The 20,065-nt window shown below is 64.9% G+C and carries 17 protein-coding genes; 7 read left to right on the top strand and 10 right to left on the bottom strand.

Translation table 11 applies throughout. From position 1 onward, the window contains the following. Nucleotides 1–110: 110 nt before the first annotated feature. Nucleotides 111–1,253, bottom strand: coding sequence for an alanine racemase (alr, locus tag WMO64_RS15895; RefSeq protein WP_294520918.1), 1,143 nt, complete (start codon nucleotides 1,251–1,253; stop codon nucleotides 111–113). A 318-nt stretch (nucleotides 1,254–1,571) separates the two neighbouring features. Here alr and WMO64_RS15890 point away from each other — a divergent pair, with 318 nt between their 5' ends. Next, nucleotides 1,572–2,633 (top strand): hypothetical protein, encoded by a 1,062-nt coding sequence (locus WMO64_RS15890; RefSeq protein ID WP_349232611.1) that lies wholly within the window; start codon nucleotides 1,572–1,574, stop codon nucleotides 2,631–2,633. Nucleotides 2,634–2,869: 236 nt separating this feature from the next. Beyond that, nucleotides 2,870–3,280 carry a hypothetical protein gene (locus tag WMO64_RS15885; protein ID WP_294520924.1) on the top strand — a complete coding sequence of 137 codons (411 nt, stop codon included), beginning with the start codon at nucleotides 2,870–2,872 and terminating at the stop codon, nucleotides 3,278–3,280. Between the two features lie 75 nt (nucleotides 3,281–3,355). Here the strand turns inward: WMO64_RS15885 and WMO64_RS15880 are convergent, their stop codons facing one another. The 3 genes from WMO64_RS15880 to WMO64_RS15870 all read right to left on the bottom strand — a co-directional run bounded on the left by WMO64_RS15880 (nucleotide 3,356) and on the right by WMO64_RS15870 (nucleotide 6,342). After that, nucleotides 3,356–4,078 (bottom strand): copper amine oxidase N-terminal domain-containing protein, encoded by a 723-nt coding sequence (locus tag WMO64_RS15880; protein ID WP_294520927.1) that lies wholly within the window; start codon nucleotides 4,076–4,078, stop codon nucleotides 3,356–3,358. A gap of 107 nt (nucleotides 4,079–4,185) precedes the next feature. Then, nucleotides 4,186–4,791 carry a hypothetical protein gene (locus WMO64_RS15875; RefSeq protein WP_294520929.1) on the bottom strand — a complete coding sequence of 202 codons (606 nt, stop codon included), beginning with the start codon at nucleotides 4,789–4,791 and terminating at the stop codon, nucleotides 4,186–4,188. Between the two features lie 21 nt (nucleotides 4,792–4,812). Next, nucleotides 4,813–6,342, bottom strand: coding sequence for an NAD(P)H-hydrate dehydratase (locus tag WMO64_RS15870; RefSeq protein WP_349232610.1), 1,530 nt, complete (start codon nucleotides 6,340–6,342; stop codon nucleotides 4,813–4,815). Nucleotides 6,343–6,996: 654 nt separating this feature from the next. Between WMO64_RS15870 and pheS the strand changes: the two genes are divergently transcribed. The 4 genes from pheS to WMO64_RS15850 all read left to right on the top strand — a co-directional run bounded on the left by pheS (nucleotide 6,997) and on the right by WMO64_RS15850 (nucleotide 11,814). Further along, a complete protein-coding gene (gene pheS / locus WMO64_RS15865) occupies nucleotides 6,997–8,022 on the top strand; it encodes a phenylalanine--tRNA ligase subunit alpha (RefSeq protein ID WP_294520935.1) in 1,026 nt (341 codons plus the stop codon). Between the two features lie 66 nt (nucleotides 8,023–8,088). Continuing rightward, nucleotides 8,089–10,488, top strand: coding sequence for a phenylalanine--tRNA ligase subunit beta (gene pheT / locus WMO64_RS15860; RefSeq protein WP_349232609.1), 2,400 nt, complete (start codon nucleotides 8,089–8,091; stop codon nucleotides 10,486–10,488). A gap of 445 nt (nucleotides 10,489–10,933) precedes the next feature. After that, the gene (locus WMO64_RS15855; protein WP_294520943.1) at nucleotides 10,934–11,188 is read left to right on the top strand and encodes an IreB family regulatory phosphoprotein; all 255 of its coding nucleotides are present in this window, start codon (nucleotides 10,934–10,936) and stop codon (nucleotides 11,186–11,188) included. 149 nt (nucleotides 11,189–11,337) lie between these two features. Beyond that, nucleotides 11,338–11,814: a nucleotidyl cyclase domain-containing protein gene (locus WMO64_RS15850; RefSeq protein ID WP_294520947.1), complete on the top strand. Its 477-nt coding sequence runs from the start codon at nucleotides 11,338–11,340 to the stop codon at nucleotides 11,812–11,814. A 70-nt stretch (nucleotides 11,815–11,884) separates the two neighbouring features. On the opposite strand, the gene WMO64_RS15845 is transcribed toward WMO64_RS15850, so the two are convergent. The 3 genes from WMO64_RS15845 to WMO64_RS15835 all read right to left on the bottom strand — a co-directional run bounded on the left by WMO64_RS15845 (nucleotide 11,885) and on the right by WMO64_RS15835 (nucleotide 14,931). Then, nucleotides 11,885–13,111 (bottom strand): aspartate kinase, encoded by a 1,227-nt coding sequence (locus WMO64_RS15845; RefSeq protein ID WP_294520949.1) that lies wholly within the window; start codon nucleotides 13,109–13,111, stop codon nucleotides 11,885–11,887. Between the two features lie 121 nt (nucleotides 13,112–13,232). Then, nucleotides 13,233–14,447: a homoserine dehydrogenase gene (locus WMO64_RS15840; protein ID WP_349232608.1), complete on the bottom strand. Its 1,215-nt coding sequence runs from the start codon at nucleotides 14,445–14,447 to the stop codon at nucleotides 13,233–13,235. A 43-nt stretch (nucleotides 14,448–14,490) separates the two neighbouring features. Further along, nucleotides 14,491–14,931 (bottom strand): ACT domain-containing protein, encoded by a 441-nt coding sequence (locus WMO64_RS15835; RefSeq protein WP_040647742.1) that lies wholly within the window; start codon nucleotides 14,929–14,931, stop codon nucleotides 14,491–14,493. Between the two features lie 172 nt (nucleotides 14,932–15,103). On the opposite strand from WMO64_RS15835, the gene ytvI reads away from it, so the two are divergent. Then, the gene (gene ytvI, locus WMO64_RS15830; RefSeq protein ID WP_349232607.1) at nucleotides 15,104–16,186 is read left to right on the top strand and encodes a sporulation integral membrane protein YtvI; all 1,083 of its coding nucleotides are present in this window, start codon (nucleotides 15,104–15,106) and stop codon (nucleotides 16,184–16,186) included. A gap of 3 nt (nucleotides 16,187–16,189) precedes the next feature. On the opposite strand, the gene WMO64_RS15825 is transcribed toward ytvI, so the two are convergent. The 3 genes from WMO64_RS15825 to WMO64_RS15815 form a co-directional block, all read right to left on the bottom strand. Next, nucleotides 16,190–19,357 (bottom strand): UvrD-helicase domain-containing protein, encoded by a 3,168-nt coding sequence (locus WMO64_RS15825; protein ID WP_349232606.1) that lies wholly within the window; start codon nucleotides 19,355–19,357, stop codon nucleotides 16,190–16,192. 79 nt (nucleotides 19,358–19,436) lie between these two features. After that, the gene (locus tag WMO64_RS15820; protein ID WP_294520961.1) at nucleotides 19,437–19,814 is read right to left on the bottom strand and encodes a metal-dependent transcriptional regulator; all 378 of its coding nucleotides are present in this window, start codon (nucleotides 19,812–19,814) and stop codon (nucleotides 19,437–19,439) included. After that, a partial coding sequence (locus WMO64_RS15815; protein WP_349232605.1) for a hypothetical protein occupies nucleotides 19,811–20,065 on the bottom strand: 255 nt, incomplete at its 5' end. The genes WMO64_RS15815 and WMO64_RS15820, both read right to left, overlap by 4 nt.

Here is a 20,065-nt window from a genome sequence, read left to right as displayed (position 1 = left end):
GACCGGAGCGCAAGGGCGCGATGGGGAGCTCTCCAGGACGCCCGGAGACCTCCCCCTCATCCGGCCCTATGGGCCACCTTACTCCAAGGGGGAAGGCTTTGACGGTGCCCTTACCCCAGATACACCCGGGGAACCCGCTCGGAGACGGCGCAGAGCAGCTCATACTGCACTGTCCCCGCCCGCTCTGCCGCGGCCTCCACAGTGACGGTCTCGCCGCCGTCGCTGCCGTAGACCGTGGCCACGTCGCCGGGCCGGACACCGGGGATATCGGTCACGTCCACCATGCACATGTCCATGCACACCCGGCCCACCACCGGAGCCCGCTTTCCACGGATCAGCATCTCCAGCCCGTTGGAGCACAGGCGGGGCAGGCCGTCGGCATAGCCGATGGGCACCACTGCCAGCAGGCTGTCCCGCTGGAGGGTGCAGGTGCGGCCGTAGCTGACGCAGGTGCCGGCAGGCAGGGCCCGGACCGCCGCGATGCGGCTCTTCAGCTCCATCACCGGCCGCAGGCCGGGGCCGTCCAGCCCCTCGCATTCGGGGGCGGGATAGTGGCCGTAGAGGGCGATGCCCGGCCGGACCATGTCCAGATAGGTGCAGGGGAAACGGAGCACAGCGCCGCTGTTGGCACAGTGGCGGATGGGGAAGGTGATCCCCCGCTCCGCCAGCCGGTCCAGCACCGTCAGGAAGCGGCCGAACTGGAGCATGGTGTACTCCTCGCTGCCGTCGGAGTCGGAGAAGTGGGTGAAAATCCCCTCCGCATCCAGTCCGGGCAGACGGCTGGCCTGGGCCAGCGCCTCCACCGACGCGTCCATGTGGGCCTCGTCGCAGAGAAAGCCCAGCCGGGACATGCCGGTGTCCACCTTCATGTGGACCTTCATGGTCTTCCCCGCCGCCACCGCCGCCGCCGAGAGAGCCTGCGCCGTCTCCAGGTCGGGCACGTTCTGGGTCAGGTCCAGCCGCAGCAGGTCGGCCGCGCACTCGTTGGGCGTGTCGCCCAGCACCAGGATGGGCATCCGAATGCCCGCCTCCCGCAGCTCGGCCGCCTCGTCCACGCAGGCCACCGCCAGGTACTCCGCCCCCAGCGCCTCCAGCCGCCGGGCCACAGGCACCGCGCCGTTGCCGTAGGCATTGGCCTTCACCACGCCCAGGAAGCGGCACCCCTGGGGCAGCAGGGCACGCAGTGCCCGGTAATTATGTTCCAGATTGGCCAGAGAGATCTCCCGCCAGGTTCTTGTCTGTAAACGTTCCATATGTCAACCTTCTTTATTGATGTGCCCATAGTCTTTTGTATTATAGCACCATTCCACGTCAAATGGAAGGCAAAACTGAATCCATTCCCATGCTCCGCCCCGTTTTCAGCAAACCGCCCCGTTCCGCCTCCCCATTCTTTTTCAGGTCCCTGGGGGCTGCGTGTTGATAATGCTCGAAATATACAGTATACTCAGGATGTCAGCGCCTGCTGTGCCGTGTACTCAATCCGTCAGGCTCAAACCACTTTGGACAAAACCGCACGCTTCTTCCCCTGTCCGCGCAGCGCCATACCATCTTTTTTTGAGGGAGTGCACCCGATGAAACAGTATTCTTTTTCGTACCAGACGCCTATGAAATGGCACAAGTTTCTCACCTACTTCTGTCTCCCGCTCAGCTTCTTAAGTACCCTGGTGATGCTGCCGTCCATCATGAAAAACGTTGACCTGCTGAAATTCACCGAATATCATCTGCTGGGCGAAGTGGAGACGGTCATCTATGTCGCCTATCTGTTCATCAGCGCCGGAGCCTTCATCGGCCTGCTCAAACGGCGCTGGTTCGGCCCGTGCCTTCTTTTTGCCGCCTATGCCACAACGGGTATTTACGGCATCTTCCTGCTCCTTGTGGGCAATCTCTGGATCGGCAATGCGCTGCTCCTGTCCAGGGGCTTCTCCCAGGCCATCGTGTCCTTTGTTTTTCTGGCGCTCAACGTGCTCTATTACAACAACCGGCGTATGCTCTTTTCCGGCGGCAATGCCGCCCCGGAAACAGCGCCCCCTGCCTCCCCCGCCTCTGCTGCCGTTCAAACCCCTCCCCCGCCTTCCGCCGCCCCCGCCCAGGCACCTGTCAGCGCGCCCTCCTTTTACCTGCCGAGAGAAGTCCCGGCAGCTCCGCCCGCGGCCGAACCGGTCCCCTCGCCCGCTGATGTGAAAGACCGTCTGTCCGGCGCACCCTCCCACAACTCTGCCACCGCTCTCGGACCCGTCCCAGCCCCGTCTCCCGCCCAGGAGGCGCCTGCGCCCCAGAGTCTCTCCGCACAGCGTCCGCGCCCAGGCCTGCGCAAGGGCGTGGTAGCTGCCGCCTGCTGCGTGCTGGTCGTCATGGCCGGCGCCCTGGGATTTCTGGCCTGGAACACCTACACGCTGACGCAGCGCCTGGAGGATGCGGCGCTGGAGCAGCAGGCGCTCTCCGCACAGATCGACTCCCTGGAGGCCGACCTCAGCTTCTATACCTCCAAGATTGGCTTCGTCGTGGAGGATTCCGACCACTACCACACCCGGGACTGCTATGTCTATAAACAGGCCGACAGCTTTTGGGCCTACAATATAGAATACTGCGCGTACCTGGGCTACACCCCCTGCCCCATCTGCTGGCCTCAATAGTCTGTCTTTTCCGGCGCTTCCTGCCGCCGCTGTCCCGCTGCCCGGCAGGAGAAGCTTCATGTCCTGCCTTTTGGCCTCATACGAGGCCATTAACGGAAATTTACCCGTTCTTTTAACTGTATTTAATATGGCGTTCATAATTTAGCAATGATAAATGAACCCTCTGCCGTTATAATATGGACAGTAAAAGAAATCCGAAACCAAACCGATATCTTTGTTTTGAGGAGGAATCAAATATGTTAGAAGATCTGGGCAAGGACCTGGCCAACATCGCCATGGCAGGCGTGGGCGCCATCGCCATCCTGACCGAGAAGGCCGTTGAGGTGGGCAAGGTGTGCGCCGAGAAGGGCGCCGAGACCCTGGAGAAGGGCAAGGCCGCCAGCGAGGAGCTGCGCCGCAAGGGCGAGCAGGTGGCGGCGGAGCGCCGCGAGAAGGCCCGCCAGGACTACCTGGAGAGCCTGGACGCCGCCGGCCGCGAGGAGCTGCGCCGCAAGCTGGCCGAGCTGGACGCCAAGGAGGCCGCCGAGAAGGCTGCTGCCGAGGCCGCTGCCGCTGAGGCTGCCGCTGCTGAAGCCGCCGAGCGCACCGTGGAGGACAATGTCATTGACTTCGGCGGTGAGCACAAGGACGACGGCCAGGGCGAGTAAGCCCCGCCGGACACAATCCCATATACAGCAAAAGGGGCCCGTTACACTTGGTAACGGGCCCCTTGGCATATTCCATCAGGAGAAGGCGATATTGTAGATGCCGTAGCCGGCCTGAGAGTGCAGATCGGACTTCACCACCAGCAGTTTCACATTGGCGGCCCGATTCAGGGGCACGGTGATGGTCTGGGGCGCGCCGTCCCACTTGAGGTCATAGCTGGTGCTCAGTTCCCCATCCAGGTAGACCTCCAGCGTGGCGTTATCAGTACTTGTTCCGTCTACATGCCCCACGGTAAAGGTCATGGTGCTGTACTTCAGGTCTGTATTCCACAGCGCGTAGGACGCGTCGAAGGATATGCCGTTCCGGTCCTGGAGCATGACGCCCTCGGTGATGTCCTTTCCGGCCACCGTCATGTACTCTTTCAGATTGCTGCCGTCGTAAGTTTTGCTCCATTTGTTGATCTCATAGGGGGGCAGCAGCTTCATCCAGCTGTCGGCCTGGCCGGGGATCTCGCCCACATAGACTGTGGCGGTCTCGCCGTCCCAGGTGACCTCCTTGCCCAGGGCCTCGCCAATGGCGCGGACAGGCAGATAGGTGGTCCCCTCGCTGGCGAACGGCTCCACTACCTTGCCGTTGGCGTCGGTGGGGGTGATCTCCTTGCCGTCCACCACGATGCGGATGTTCATATAGTTGGCCTCGATCATCCTGGTCGTAACAGCACCGGCAGCGAACGCTGTCCCGCACAGAGACACGGCCGCGACAGCAACGGCGAGAATCTTTTTCTGCGTATTCTTTTTCATGACACGTCCTCCTTTTTTCTTTCCGGGTGCTTTACCCTTATCCCGCATGAATCATTATGGCCCTTTCCCTCCTGCTTGTCAATCCCGTGCAGCTCTTCCTGTTTTCCTCAGGCCATCTGAACATCGGAAAACACGCACTGGAGAACGGTAAAGCCGTCCACCGCCACCTCCCCCCGGAGAAGGGCGTGGCTGGCGGCGTCAAACCAGACTGTGGTCTCAGTGCCGGTCCCAGGCTGGGCATCGGGCGCCCGGTAGCACACCCGGAGGGTCTCCTGCTCCCCAAGCTGCTCCGTGCAGCACTCGGCGATGAACCCCTCCCGCACCTGGCCCAGCAGGGCGGGCACCGCGTCCACCGGCGAGACCCCCTCCTCCGACAGCGGCCCGGTCTCCAGCCGGACGCCGTCGTACTCCAAGGCCGTCTCCCCGTCCTGCACCCGCAGGGTCACGCCCGCCACCTCCTCGGGGGCAGTCAGGGTGAGGGTGGTGCCCTCCGTCTGGTCCCAGGCCAGAGCCATGCCGTAGGTATATACCCGCTCTCCGTAGTCCGCCGTGACCTCCAGCCCGGCGGACAGGGCCGTCATGCCGATGTACTCCGTGCGGATCTCCAGCGCCAGCTCCTCCGCCCCCCGGCCCGCTCCGCTGTCCCGGCCGCAGCCCGCCAGCAGCACAAGGGCCAGGATCATCATCTGTGCACCGATCTTCCTCCGGCGCACAAGCCTCTCCTCCCTGTCCGATTATTTCGTCAGCTCCCGCATCACCCGGGGCAGCATGCGGATGATGTCCGTGGGAGTCATGCTGTACTCCCCCATGGCCTCGGCGCACAGGTCCCCCGCCCGGCCATGGATCCACACCGCCAGAGGCACCGCCTCCCGGGGCGTGAAGCCCTGCCCCAGCAGGGACACCAGAATACCGGACAGCACATCCCCGCTGCCCCCCTTGGCCATGCCCGGGTTGCCGGTGGTGTTGATGTAGGCCGTCCCGTCGGGGAAGGCGGTGATGGTCCGGTGTCCCTTGAGCACCAGGCAGCAGCTGTGGGCCTCCGCAAAGTCCCGGGCCACAGCCAGCCGGTCCTCCCCCGGAAGGGCCCCCGTCAGCCGGGCAAACTCCCCGTCGTGGGGGGTGAGAATGGTGCAGGCCCCACGGTTATCCAGTACATCCATATGCCCCACCAGCGCATTTATGCCGTCGGCATCCAGCACCACAGGCAGGGTGGTCTCGGCCAGCACATGCCGCACCACCGCGTCCACCGCGTTGGACCGGCCCAGACCGGGGCCCAGCAGACACACCCACTTGCCGCCCAGCTTCTCCAGCAGCGGCTCGGTGGCCGCCAGCTCCAGCTTGCCGTCCTTGCCGGCAGGCAGCGGATGGGGCATGGCCTCGTCCAGCTTGGTGGCCGCCACAGACCAGATGGGGGCGGGCACGCCCACCGTCACCAGGCCCGCGCCGGTGCGCACCGCCGCCTGAGCCGCCATCACCGGCGCGCCCGACAGCCCCACGCTGCCGCCCAGGATGTACACCCGGCCGAAGTCTCCCTTGTGGGCGTCACGGGGCCGGACGGGCAGGGACACCCTGCTCCGGTCCACGCTGGTCACCGGGTAGGACTCCCGCTGGACCAGGTCGTCGGGGATGCCGATGTCCACCACCTCCAGCGCACCGCAGCACAGGCCGCCCTTGCCCACAAAGTGTCCGGCCTTAGGCAGTGTAAAGGTAACTGTCTTTGCAGCGTTTACCGCCGTGCCCAGCACCCGGCCCGTGTCCGCCTCCACGCCGCTGGCGATGTCCACCGACACCACCGGTACGCCGCAGGTGTTCATCATCTGCACCGCCGTCACAGCGTCGCCCCGCAGGTCGGTGTTCAGGCCGATGCCGAAGAGGGCGTCCACCATCACGTCGGCCTCCAGGCTCCAGGCCGCAAACTGGGGGTCAGAATCTGTAAAGTCTTCCAGCTTTCCACCGGATTGCTCCAGCCGACACTCCATCTCCCGGCAGTCAGCGCTCATCTTCTCCCGCTTGCCCACCAGGACGCAGCGCACCTCCCAGCCCATCTCCAGCAGGAAGCGGGCAGCGGCCACGCCGTCGCCGCCGTTGTTGCCGGGGCCGCAGAACAGCACCGCACGGCCGTCGGTCTTGCCTCCGGCCAACTCACTGACCGCACGGGCCACCGCGCAGGCCGCCGCCTCCATCAGCTGTACCGAGGGTATCCCCCGCTCCTCTATGGCTGTCCGGTCCATCTCCCGCATCTGCGCCGCTGTGGCGATATTCATTGTGGATCACGCTCCTCTTTCTCTCTTTCCCGGCCCTCAGGCCCTATTCCTAATAATAGGCCTATATTATAGGTCACCCCGCACGTTCCGTCAATCGTCACGGCGCTACTTCGCACATTCGCCTCAAATGACCCAAATTCATCTTGCAATTTTTCCGCTATTGTGATATATTTGGCGGTAACGAAACGCGAGGAACAGGAAAATAGCGCGGAAACTTCGGAGCAGAGAATGGCGGTCACCGGCTGAAAGCCGCCTGCGGAGCACGCGCTTGGTTCGCCTGGGAGCGGCCGCGGGGAAAGACGCGGACGGTTTGCCATCCGTTACAGCGGCATCAAGTGCGTGCGCGTCTGCGCGCGAATGCGGGTGGTACCGCGGAAGGTTTGCCTTTCGTCCCAAGCAATTGGGAGGAAAGGCTTTTTGTTATGCAAAAGCACAACAAAAATGGCCCTGTGCCGCCTCCGGCGGCACGGCCATGGAATCAAAGCGCATGGGCCGGAACGGCCCATATGCGCATAAACTTCATGCGCCGCTGGCCTTTGCCTGTTTTCGTAGTGTGCTCTTGGCGCATGAAGTTTGTTGCGCAGACCACGGGCACCTGTCTTATAAAGTGAGGGCGGCCGGCTCGCCGGCCGTCCAGAAAAAGGAGTTGCAGCTATGAAGGAAAAACTGGAACAGATCCGCGCCGAGGCCCTGGCCGCCCTGGCCGGAGCCAAGGACGCCCAGGAGCTGGACGGCCTGCGGGTCAAGTACCTGGGCAAGAAGGGCGAGCTCACCGCCGTCCTGAAGATGATGGGCTCCCTGTCCGCCGAGGAGCGGCCCGTTATGGGCCAGCTGGCCAACGAGGTCCGCGAGGCCCTCACCGAGGCCCTCTCCCAGCGGCACAAGGCCATCGAGGAGGCCGCCCTCAACCAGCGGCTGGAGGCCGAGAAGCTGGACGTGACCATCCCCGGCAAGCGGCCTGAGCTGGGCCACAAGCACCCCATGTCCATCGCTCTGGACGAGCTGAAGGAGATCTTCATCGGCATGGGCTTCCAGGTGGCTGAGGGCCCCGAGATCGAACTGGCCGAGTACAACTTCACCAAGCTGAACACCGAGGAGGGCCACCCCGCCCGCGAGTGGGGCGACACCTTCTATATCAAGGAGGACTCCTCCCTCCTGCTGCGCACCCAGACCTCCCCCATGCAGGTCCGGGTCATGGAGAAGCAGAAGCCCCCCATCCGCATCATCGCCCCCGGTCGGGTGTACCGCAAGGACGAGGTGGACGCCACCCACTCCCCCATGTTCCATCAGGTGGAGGGCCTGGTGGTGGACAAGGGCATCACCATGGCCGACCTGAAGGGCACCCTCAACGCCTTTGTTGAGGCCCTCTACGGCAAGGGCACCAAGACCCGCTTCCGCCCCCACCACTTCCCCTTCACCGAGCCCTCCTGCGAGGTGGACGTCCAGTGCCACGCCTGCGGCGGCAAGGGCTGCCGGGTGTGCAAGGGCGAGGGCTGGATCGAGCTGCTGGGCGCCGGCATGGTCCACCCCAAGGTGCTGGAGGGCTGCGGCATCGACACCGATGTGTACTCCGGCTTCGCCTTCGGCATCGGCGTGGAGCGTATGGCCATGCGCCGCTTCTCCATCACCGACCTGCGGCTCATCTTTGAGAACGACATGCGCTTCCTCAGCCAGTTCTGAGCCTTACCTTTGAAATACACCGCGTCCCCCGGCTCCCCGGGCGGACGGAAAGGACGAGAATAGAGAATGGATCTTTCGAGAAAATGGCTGGCGGAGTTCGTGGACGTGCCCGCCGGCGACAAGGAATACTGCGACGCCATGACCCTCTCCGGCTCCAAGGTGGAGGGCGTGACCGTGGAGGGCCAGGAGATCAAGAACGTGGTGGTTGGCAAGGTGCTGTCCATGGAGCGCCACCCCAACTCCGACCACATGTGGATCTGCCAGGTGGACGTGGGCGGTGAGACCGTCCAGATCGTCACCGGCGCTCAGAACGTGTCCGTGGGCGACCTGGTGCCCGTGGCCAAGGACGACTCCTGGCTGCCCGGCGGCGTGCACATCACTGCCGGCAAGCTGCGGGGCGAGGCCTCCAACGGCATGCTGTGCTCCTACAAGGAGCTGGGCATGACCGACCACGACTGGCCCCACAGCGTGGTGGACGGCATCTTCATCCTCCAGAGCGACCCCGACCTGGCCGCCAAGAACCCCCAGCCCGGCGACGACATCCCCACCCTGCTGGGCCTGAACGACCACATCGTGGAGTTCGAGATCACCCCCAACCGGCCCGACTGCCTGAGCGTCATCGGCCTGGCCCGTGAGACCGCCGCCACCTTCGACAAGCCCCTCACCCTCCACACCCCCGAGGTCAAGGGCACCGACGGCACCAGCATCGCCGAGCTGTTGGACGTGGAGATTGAGGACCCGGAGCTGTGCCCCCGGTACACCGCCCGCATGGTGCGCAACGTGAAGATCGCCCCCTCCCCCCTGTGGATGCGGGAGCGGCTGCGTGCCTCCGGCGTGCGCCCCATCAACAACATCGTGGACATCACCAACTACGTCATGCTGGAGTACGGCCAGCCCATGCACGCCTTTGACTTCTCCTGCGTGGACGGCGGCAAGATCGTGGTCCGCACCGCACGTGAGGGCGAGGTCATCCAGACCCTGGACGGCAACGACCGCAAGCTGACCACCTCCATGCTGTGCATCTGCGACGAGCACAAGCCCGTGGGCGTGGCCGGCGTCATGGGCGGTGCCAACTCCGAGATCGTGGGCGACACCGCCATGGTGGTCTTTGAGTCCGCCAACTTCAACGGCGTGTCCATCCGCCGCACCGCCACCGCCCTGGGCATGCGCACCGACGCCTCCGCCCGGTACGAGAAGGGCCTGGACCCCATGAACACCTACAAGGGCGTCCAGCGGGCCTGCGAGCTGGTGGAGCTGCTGGGCTGCGGCGAGGTCATTGACGGCGTCATCGACGTCATCGCCGCCGACCAGAACCCCCGCACCGTCAAGCTGGAGCCTGAGAAGATCAACGGCCTGCTGGGCACCGATATCTCCGAGGAGGAGATGCGCGCCATGCTCAAGCGGCTGGACTTCACCCTGGACGGCGACACCATCATTGTCCCCTCCTGGCGCAGCGACGTGGAGCACTACTCCGACATCGCCGAGGAGGTGGCCCGTCTCCACGGCTACGACAAGATTCCCGTCACCCTGATGAAGGGCGAGACCACCCAGGGCGGCTACACCGAGAAGCAGAAGGCCGAGCGCAAGCTGGGCACCCTGTGCCGCAGCTTCGGCTTCAGCGAGATTATCACCTACTCCTTCATCTCCCCCTCCTACTACGACAAAATCCGGCTGCCCGCCGACTCTCCCAAGCGCAAGTCCGTGACCATCCTCAACCCCCTGGGCGAGGACACCAGTGTCATGCGCACCACCGCCCTGCCCTCCATGCTGGAGACCCTGGCCCGCAACTTCAGCTACCGCAACAAGAGCGCCAAGCTGTACGAGCTGGCCACCGTCTACACCCCCGTGGAGGGCCAGGACCTGGCCGATGAGCAGCAGATGCTCTCCCTGGGCGCCTACGGCGACGGCATGGACTTCTTCACCTTCAAGGGCGCGGTGGAGGCCATTCTGGCGGCCATGAACGTGAAGAACGTGACCTTTGAGGCCCGCAGCGACATCGGCGCCTTCCACCCCGGCCGCTGCGCCGAGGTGAAGGCCAACGGCGTGATGCTGGGCGTATTCGGCCAGCTCCACCCCCTCACCGCTCAGAACTACGGCATGGACTGCGACGTGTTCGCCGCCCAGCTCCAGTTCAAGGATCTGATGGCCCAGCGGGCCCCCGAGGCCCGGTATGAGCCTCTCCCCCGCTTCCCCAGCGTGACCCGCGACATCGCCGTGGTGTGCGATACCGCCGTCACCGTGGCCCAGCTGGAGGACTGCATCTTCCGGGGCGCCAAGGGCCTGCTGAAGGAAGTGGAGCTCTTCGACATCTACACCGGCGCGCCCATCCCAGCCGGCAAGAAGAGCGTGGCCTTCAACCTGGTCCTCCGGGCCGACGACCGCTCCCTCACCGCCGCCGAGGCGGATGAAGATGTGAAGAGCGTGCTGGCCCTCCTGGAGAGCGAGCTGGGCGCTGTCCTGCGCTGACTTCCTCGCCTCGGCGCTCCGCGCGTCAGCGCGTCCAAGCGTTTTGCCCCGGCAAAACCTTGCTCATGGGCGGATTCACTCCGCCCATTGAGATAAGATTCCGGGGTCCCTGGGGAAGGCCGCGCCTTTCCCGGGGCGGCGGATGAGGATGTGAAGAGCGTGCTGGCCCTCCTGGAGTCCGAGCTGGGTGCTGTCCTGCGCTGACTTCCCCGAGAACGGCGGCTTGGGCGGCCCCCTGCCCCCCAAGCCGTCCGTCCAGCCCAAAAATACACGTTTGCTCCCCGCATACGCCGGTCCGCCGCTGTCCTGCGCCGGTCTTCCTGTGCCCCGGCAAGGATTAAATCTTTTATTAATTTTCCCATACCCCCCTTTACACCTCAAGGGATTTCGGGTAGAATAGGAAACAGTTACAGGCTGTCCACAGCCTTGGGAGGTGTACCCGATTATGGAGATAGACTACACAAGAAAATTCAGTCTCAACTATGACAAAGGCCAGGAGATCAAGGATATTCTCACGTCTGTCTACAACTCTCTTCAGGAGAAGGGCTACAACCCCATCAATCAGATCGTGGGTTATATCCTCTCTGAAGACCCCACTTATATCACCAATTACAACAACGCCCGCGCGTTGATTCGCCGTCTCGACCGGGACGAGCTGCTCCAGGAGCTGGTGAAAAAGTATCTGGATCTGGCAGACTGATTGGTTTGCGTCCAAAAAAGCGGAAGGCTGTGCGCCTTCCGCTTTTTTTCTCTCCTTTTTCGGTTATCTCTTGAAATTTATAGGAATTGGTGATATTATATCTAAATAAAGCACATATTATATAAAATATATAACCAGGAGGCATTCTTATGACCGTTTTGTCTGGAAATGCCAAAGGCATCCATATTGATATGAAGCGCATCCGCCAGGACCTGACCGAGGACTCCCTGGCGCCCGGGGCCTACTGCCAGGATTACGACAGCTTCCGCCGGATCTTCCGCTTTGTGGCGCGCGGCCTGCGCCGCAGCAGCTCCAGCGCCTATATCATCCTCCTGACCCTCACCGACAAAAACGGCGACTTCATCCCCCTGGAAAACCGGAAGCGGTACATGGAGATGCTGCACCAGGTTATCCAGCGCTCCGTCCGGGCGGGCGACGTGTTCACCCAGTACAGCAGCTGCCAGTTCCTGCTCATGGTGCTGGACGCCTCCCGGGAGAACGCCCTCCAGATCGGCCAGCGCATCCAGACGGAATTCCAGGCCCTCACCCCGGAGGGCCCGGCCATCTGCCTGGAGCACGACGTCTCCCCTCTCCGCCCCGCGGGCGGCGAGGACCCGGAGGCCTGAGCATCCCCATCACAGCGCAAAAAGGCGCGGAGCACTGGGCTCCGCGCCTTTTTTATGCCTTTTAGGGGTCTTACACGTTCCCGCCGAACTCGGAGAAGAACTTGTTGTGGATGGCCTGCACCGCCCGGTCCGCGTCGTCCGCGTCCACCAGGACGGAGACCTTGATCTCGCTGGTGGAGATCATGTTGATGTTGATGCCCGCGTTGTACAGCGCCTCGAACATGAGAGAGGCCACGCCGGGGTTGTTGATCATGCCGGCGCCCACGATGGACACCTTGGCGATGTCGTCGCTGACGTCGATGTGGTCAAAGCCCAGGTAGGACTTGTTCTCCTCCAGCAGGCGCTTGGCCTCGTCCTTGTCGCTCTTGTGGACCGTAAAGCTGATGTCCTTGGTGTCGCCCCGGCCGATGGACTGGAGGATGATGTCCACGTTGATCCTGGCCTTGGCCAGCAGGGAGAAAATCTTAAAGGCAATGCCCGGAGTATCGGCCAGGCCCACCAGGGCCAGCCGGGCCACGTCCTTGTCCTTGGCTACACCGCTCACATGCGTCTTTTCCACGTTCTTCACGACCTCCTTGACTTTGGTCCCGGGGTTGCCCGAGAAGCTGGAGAGCACCTCCAGATTGACATTGTACCGCTTTGCCATTTCGACGGACCGGTTGTGGAGCACCTGGGCGCCCAGCGTGGCCAGCTCCAGCATCTCGTCGAAGGTGATCTCGTCCAGTTTTTTCGCGCCCTCCACATGGCGGGGGTCGGCGGTATAGACGCCGTCCACGTCGGTGTAGATCTGGCACAGGTCCGCGTGCAGGGTGGCCGCCAGCGCAACGGCGGAGGTGTCCGACCCGCCGCGGCCCAGGGTGGTGATGTCGTCATACTTGTTGATGCCCTGAAAGCCGGTGACGATCACGATGCACTTCTTGTCCAGCTCGGCCAGGATACGCTCCGGCGCCACCCGCTTGATACGGGCGTTGGAGTAGGCCGAATTGGTGCGCACGCCGGCCTGCCAGCCGGTGAGGGAGATGACCGGATAGCCCATGGCCTCGATGGCCATGGCGCACAGAGAACAGGAGATCTGCTCGCCGGTGGACAGGAGCATATCCATCTCCCGCTTGGAGCCGTTGGGGTTGATCTCCGCGGCCTTGGCGATCAGGTCGTCGGTGGTGTCGCCCTGAGCGGACAGCACCGCCACCACGCTATGTCCACGGCGGTAGGTCTCGGTGATGATGCGGGCCACGTTGCGGATCCTGTCCGCGTTCGCCACCGAACTTCCGCCAAATTTCTGTACAATGAGTCCCATTTCTATGTACCCCCAATGAGTGTGTTTCTCGGCGGCACGCCGGAAACGCCGGCCTGGCCCTGTCCGGCCCGGTCCAGGCCCTGTTCCGCCTGCCCTATTCTATGCCGCCGGGCAGCCGCTGTCAATCCAGAACCCGGAAGAGAGAGAGCTTCTCCAGCCCCGCCAGCTTGTTCTCTACCTGGCTCCGGGTCATGGGCCCGGTGAGGAAGGCGGTCTCCTGCGCCGGTGCGCCCGGACGGGCCAGGAAATTCACCTCGCCAAAGGCCGCGCGGACCTCCTCCGCGTCCGCAGCGGCGCGGACATACCAGGGGCTCTCCAGGCCGTCCGTGGGGGCCACCACGTCGTCCCCGCCGGGACCCCAGGCCATATACTTCATGGACTTGATGTGCCGGGCGGCGTCCATCACGTCGGCCACCACCGCGCTGGCCGTGGGCAGCTTGCCCGCGCCCCGGCCGTAGAACATCACGTCGCCCACCGCGTCGCCCCGGACCGTGATGGCGTTGAACACGTCCTCCACGCCGCTCAGGGGGTCCTCGCCGCTGACCAGATGGGGCGCCACATAGGCGCACACCCGGCCGTCCGGCTGGCGGATGGCCCGGCCCAGCAGCTTGATCTTCCGCCCGCAGGCGTCGGCATAGGCCACGTCGGCCAGGGTCACCTTGGTGATGCCCTCGGTGGGCACCTGGTCGGGGTAGATGTGCCGCCCAAAGGCCAGAGCGCCCAGGATGCAGATCTTCCGGCAGGCGTCCTCGCCCTCGATGTCGGCGGTGGGGTCCTTCTCGGCGTAGCCGTTCTGCTGGGCCTCCTTCAGCGCCGCCTCAAAGGACAGGCCCGCCTTGATCATCCGGGTCAGGATGTAGTTGGTGGTGCCGTTAAGGATACCGCAGATCTCCTGGATCTCGTTGGCCGCCAGGCAGCGGCTCAGGGGGCGGATGATGGGGATGCCGCCGCCCACGCTGGCCTCAAAGAGATAGCTCACGCCGTGCTCCTTGGCCAGGCTCAGCAGGTCGTAGCCGCAGGTGGCCACCAGCTCCTTGTTGGAGGTCACCACGCTCTTGCCCGCCTTCAGGGCCCGCTCGGTGAATTCACGGGCGATCTTGGCGCCGCCGATGGTCTCCACCACGATGTTGACCTCAGGGTCGTTCTCAATCACGCTGAAGTCGTGGACGATCTTGTCCCCAAAGGGGCTGTCCGGGAAGTCACGCACATCCAGGATGTATTTCAGGCAGACGGGATTGTGGACCTTCTCGTCAATGTGGGTGTGGTTTTTGGTCAGCACCTCGGCCACGCCGGAGCCCACCGTGCCAAAGCCCAGAATCGCTACATTTACTGTCATACCATTCTTCCTCTCTGTATCGCTGTAATGGGCCCGGCGGTCCTTACCCCGCCAGGATCTCGCATCGGATCACGCCCTCCTGGGCGGCCACCCGGTTCATCAGGTCCTCCACCGGCTCCTCCAGTCCGGAGGTCTCCGCGCCGATGGTCACCGCCGCGCAGCCGCTCACCGGGATGCCCTGGTTGATGGTGAGAATATTCCCACCCGTCCGGGCAAAGATATTCAGGACCGCGGAGAGTACCCCCGGCTCATCCTTCATCATGATCTGGAAGGTGACGATCCGCCCGTTGAGCATGTCGTTGAAGGGCCGGACCGCATCCTTATACTTATAAAAGGCGCTGCGGCTGATGCCCGCCACCTTGGTGGCCCGGTTGACGGTGTCCGCCTCTCCGGTCTCCAGCATCCGCTTGGCCTCGGCCACCTTGAGGAACACCTCAGGCAACGCCTCCGCATCCACAATGAAGTATTTGGGTTTCTTCGCCATTCTATGCAGCCTCCTGGCTTCTTGTCTTTGCAACAAGGTCATTTGTCTGTGTGTGAACTCCATTTTAGCACAGTAAAGGGGCAAACGCAACCCCAAACCGCTGGGCAGATTCCCACAGATTTCCGCCCTCTCAATCCCTATATTCCGTCATTTTTCACAGGAGGTCCTGTCCGTGACCGAAAAACGCCTTGTCCGTGTCCTGCTGACCCTGCTCTGTGCGGCTCTGGCCGCCGCCGGGGTGTGGCTGGCCCTCACCGTGCTGCTGCCCTGGGTGCTCCCCTTCCTGCTGGCCCTGGGGCTGGCCTGGCTGATGGAGCCCGCCGTCACGCTGCTGATGAGCCGGTTCCGGCTCAGGCGGGGACTGGCCGCAGCCCTCACCACCGTGGGGCTGGTCCTCCTGCTCTGCGGCGCCCTGGGCCTGATCCTGTGGCGGGTGGGGTACGAGCTGGCCCTGCTGCTGGGCCGCCTGCCCGTGCTGCTCTCCGGCCTGCCCGCCCTGGGCGACCAGGTGGGCGACTGGGCCTACCGCTTTATCGTGGCCCTCCCTGTCCAGCTCCAGGACTTCGCAAAAGACGCCCTGGACGGCTTCATCCGCCAGGGCATCTCCCTGCCCGCCAGGCTCTACGACCGCCTGGCCAGCATTGCCGCCGGGGCGGCCTCCGCCGTGCCCGACGCCATGCTCTTCCTCTTCACCACCGCCCTGGCCGCCTACTTCTCCAGCGCAGCCCGGCCCCAGGTGCTCGCCTTCCTCTCCCGGCAGATACCGGCAGCCTGGCGGGGACGGCTGGGCAAGGCCGTCCCCGTGCTTAAGGACACCCTTGGGAGCTGGCTGCGGGCCCAGGGCCTGCTCATGCTCATCACCTTCGGCGAGCTGACGGTGGGCTTCCTGGTGCTGCGGGTGGAGCTGGCCCTGCTGCTGGCCGCCCTGGTGGCTCTGGTGGACGCACTGCCCGTCTTCGGTACGGGGACAATTCTTCTCCCCTGGGCCCTGTTCTCCCTGCTCTCCGGAGACTGGAGGCTGGCCCTGGGTCTGGCCGTGCTCTACGGCCTTGTGTCCGCTGTGCGCAGCCTGCTGGAGCCCAGGCTGGTGGGCCGAAAGGCAGGGCTGCCGCCCCTGGCCGCCCTCCTGGCCATGTACGTGGGTTTCCGGGCCTTCGGCGTGTGGGGCATGATTTTTTCCCCCCTGGCCGCCATCTTCCTCAAACAGCTCCACGACAGCGGCGTCTTCCGCCTCTGGCGGGACCGGGTCCGTTAGGCCTCAGAACAGGCTCAGCTGGCCGTCCCCGCCGCCCCGGACAGGCCGCACGGCCTGCTCCGTCTCCATGGCCTCCGGCGGGATGTCCCCCAGGAAGGGGGACGGCTCCGGCCCGGTGACCAGGATCAGCTCCTCCATGGCCCGGGTCATGCCCACGTAGAACAGCCGCCGCTCCTCCGCCGGGTCGGACGCCCTGCGGCGGGACTGGTAGGGTAGCAGCCCCTTCTCCACCCCGCAGAGGAACACCACCGGGAACTCCAGGCCCTTGGCGGCGTGGAGGGTGGTGAGGGTCACATATCCCGCCTGGTACCCCTGTCCGGCGCTGCGCAGCAGGTCGGCCTCCCGGCCCACCGCCAGGCTGAGCAGCAGATCCTCCATCCGGCGGTAGAACACCGCCATGTCCATCAGCCGCTCCAGGGGCTCCGCCCCTGCCTGGCCCACCCCGCGGCCGTAGGCCTCCAGCAGCCGGACCGGCTTGTCCCGGCCCATGAGGGGCGCCAGCTGCTCCATCAGCGCCCGCCAGCGGGACAGGGCTTCCGCGTCAGGACAGGCCCCCTCGGCAGCTCTGGCACGCTCCACGGGGCTGCCCGCCGCCTTCTTCCACACCTCCGCAGCGGCCCGGGCCGTGTCCGGCGGGCAGTCAAAGCCCAGCATCAGGGCCAGCGCCGGGTCCTCCCGCTCCGGAAAGGCCAGCGCCCGGAAAAAGGCCAGCGCCCCCCGGACCGTCCGGTGGGTGAGAAAGCCGCCCCCACCGGCCACTGCGCAGGGAATGCCCTCCTTCCGCAGGCACTGCTCCAGCAGCTCCAGCTGACGCCGGGTCCGGCAGCACACCGCAAAGTCGGAGAAGGTGCGCTGCCCCTCCCCGTCGGCGGACACCATGTCCATGCCGCCCACCTGGCGGCCGATCTCCTTGGCCACGAATATTCCCTGGAAAAGGGGGCTGTCCGCCGTCACCAGCCGCACCGCACCGCCGGGGCCTGGGACGCTGCACAGCCCCCGGGGCCCGCCGCCGTTCTTCTCGATGACCGGCAGGGCGCAACGGAGGATCTCCGCCCGGGAGCGGTAGTTCTCCGTCAGGCGGACGGTACATATCTCCGGCCAGTCCTCCGCCAGGTGCTGCCAGCAGGTCCCGTCCCCGCCCCGGAAGCTGTAGATGGACTGGTCCGGGTCGCCGATGACGAACAGGCTCTCTCCCGCCCGGTTCCAGGCCCGCAGCAGGCGGTACTGCACAGGGTCGCAGTCCTGGAACTCATCCACCAGCAGGTGGGTGAAGGGCCGCAGATCCCTGTCCGGCGCACCCTCCGCCCGCGCCAGCTCGGCAAGCAGCAGGTCGTCAAAGTCCATGGCCCCGCGCTCTTTCAGCATGGACTGATAGGCCGCGCAGGCCTTCTGCTCCTCTTCGCTCAGCGCCACGGGCAGGCCGTTCTTCTCCATGGACACCGCCCGCAGCAGCTCCTCGGGGGACAGGGTCTCCCCCGCCGCCTCCTCCGCCAGGGCCAGGGTCTCGGACTGGTCCAGCAGGCACACGCCGGGCTGGTTTTTCAGGCTGATGGCGTGGAAGGTGCCCACCGTCAGGCCGCGCAGGGCCCGCTTGCCCCCCAGTACGTGCTCCAGCCGCTGCCGCAGCTCCTCCGCGGCCCGGTTGGTGAAGGTGACCGCCGTAATCTGCCCGGCGCTCACCCCGCAGTCCCCGATCAGATGGGCGATCCGGCAGGCCAGGGTGCGGGTCTTGCCCGTGCCCGGCCCGGCGGACACCGCCACTGCACGGCTGTCCGCCTCCACGGCGGCCCGCTGGGCCTCGTTGAGCCCGGCTGCCGCTGCCGTGTGCCTCTGCTCCCCCTCCTCCGCCGCCTTTTTCACCGGCAGGGACTTGTGCTCCTTGCCCTTCTTCTCGGCGGGCGCGGCGGCGCCGAACAGGCTCACCTGGCCGCTGATGGTCTCCCGCTCCCCGTCGGTCAGCAGGCCGATCTTGCCGTACACCCCGTCGTACCCCGCCGTCCGCTCCACCTGGCCGCTGCGCAGGCGGCGGATGCCCTCGGCCACGCAGGGCCCGGCGGTGTGCTCGATGTCCTCCACAGGCGCGTCCCGCAGGATGTGAAATTCCGTGCCCAGCCGGGAGAGCATGCGCTCATAGAGGGCGGCGTTCTTCTTGCTCTCCGGGCTGCCCCCCAGGGACGCGGCGATGACCTCCGGCAGGGGCACCAGACTCTGGAAGTCCTTGGCCCCCTCAGGGCGGAAGCCCTCCGGCCGGTCGGCCAGCTCCTCTACCCGGTGGAGCACCCCCACGGTCACCTTCTTGCCGCACACCGGGCACTTGCCCCCTGCCGCCACCGTCTCCACCGGCGTCAGGCACTGGCCGCAGGTCCGGTGGCCATCCAGGTGGTACTTCCCCTCCTCGGGGAAAAACTCCAGGGTGCCCAGCAGGCCCTCGCCGGTACACAGGGCCCGGCGCAGGCCGGCATAGTCGGGATGGATGTCAAGTAAATCTGCTTCACGGCCTAATTTGGCCGGCGAGTGGGCGTCCGAGTGGGACACCAGCTGGTAGCCGTCCAGGGCGGAGAGCCGCCAGTTCATGGGCGGATCGGAGGAGAGCCCGGTCTCCAGGGCGTGGATCTCCCCGGTCAGGTCCCCAAAACAGTCCTCCAGAGCGTCAAAGCCCGAGAAGGCCCCAAAGACGGAGAAATGGGGCGTCCAGATATGGGCGGGGATGAACACCGCCTCGGGACAGGCCTCCAGGGTAATCTCCAGCAGGTCCCGGCAGTCCAGGCCCAGAATGGGCCGTCCGTCGGAGCGGATGTTGCCAATGGCCTCCAGCCGCCGGGACAGCTCCTCCGCCGCCTCCAGGTGGGGCAGCAGGATGAGGCTGTGGACCTTCCGCACCTTGCCGTCCTTCTTGTAGATGGTGCTGATCTCCCCGGTGACCACAAAGCGGGGCGCGTCTGCGCCGGGAATCTCCTCGGGCAGGCGGAATTCCTCCTTCAGCACGTACAGGCCGTCCCTGTCCCGCTCCAGCTTGTCCGCCAGCTCCGCCCGCCAGGCCGGGTGGGTGAAGTCGCCGGTGCCCACCAGCCCGATACCCTTCCGCCTGGCCCACAGGTCCAGGTACTCGGGCACGCACTGGGCGCTGGTGGCCCGGGAGTATTTCGAATGAATATGCAGGTCCGCGATCATGCCGCTTCTCCTCTCCGCCGCCGTCCGGCGCATAAAATACCCCCGGCCGCCAAAGGGCCGGGGGTAAGATCTGCCGCGCTTATTCCTCCGGAAGCTTCCCGGCGATATGCTCCTTGATCTTCTGGAACGTCTCGTCCGACACGTCGTGCTCAATTCGGCACGCGTCCTCCGCCGCCGTCTCCGGCGACACCCCAAGGGCCACCAGCCACTTGCTGAGGAACCGGTGCCGCTCGTAGATGCGGGAGGCGATCTCCATGCCCGCGTCCGTCAGGTCGATGAGCCCCTCCTTGTCCATGGTGATATAGCCGTTCTCCCGCAGCAGGCTCATGGCCCGGCTGATGCTGGGCTTGGAAAAATCCATCTTGCGGGCAATATCGATAGAGCGCACCGCGCCCTTTTCCTCCTTGAGCATCAGGATGGTCTCCAGATAGTTCTCCGCGGATTCCTGAATCTTCATGACACACCTCCGGTTTTTTTCGCCGTTGGAAGCCGCCGCCCGGCGGCAGCGTGCGCGCCGGACATCCGTACCAGCCCCCGCGCCCATCCATTTTTATCAATTTTAGCATAGCGTGCCCTGAAAGGCAAGGAGCGAATTCCCCGGGCCGCGGCCACGGGAAAAGCCCCCCGGCCGCATGGTCGGGGGTCATAAGAAAGCAATATCGGTTTTCGCAGGAACGGCATGGCTTCGGTCATGCCGTTTCCTGTTTC

Source organism: Pseudoflavonifractor intestinihominis, from assembly GCF_040096055.1.
GTDB lineage: Bacteria > Bacillota > Clostridia > Oscillospirales > Oscillospiraceae > Pseudoflavonifractor > Pseudoflavonifractor intestinihominis.
The sequence above is the reverse complement of the archived record's forward strand: the minus strand, read 5'-3'. Positions and strand labels throughout refer to the sequence as shown.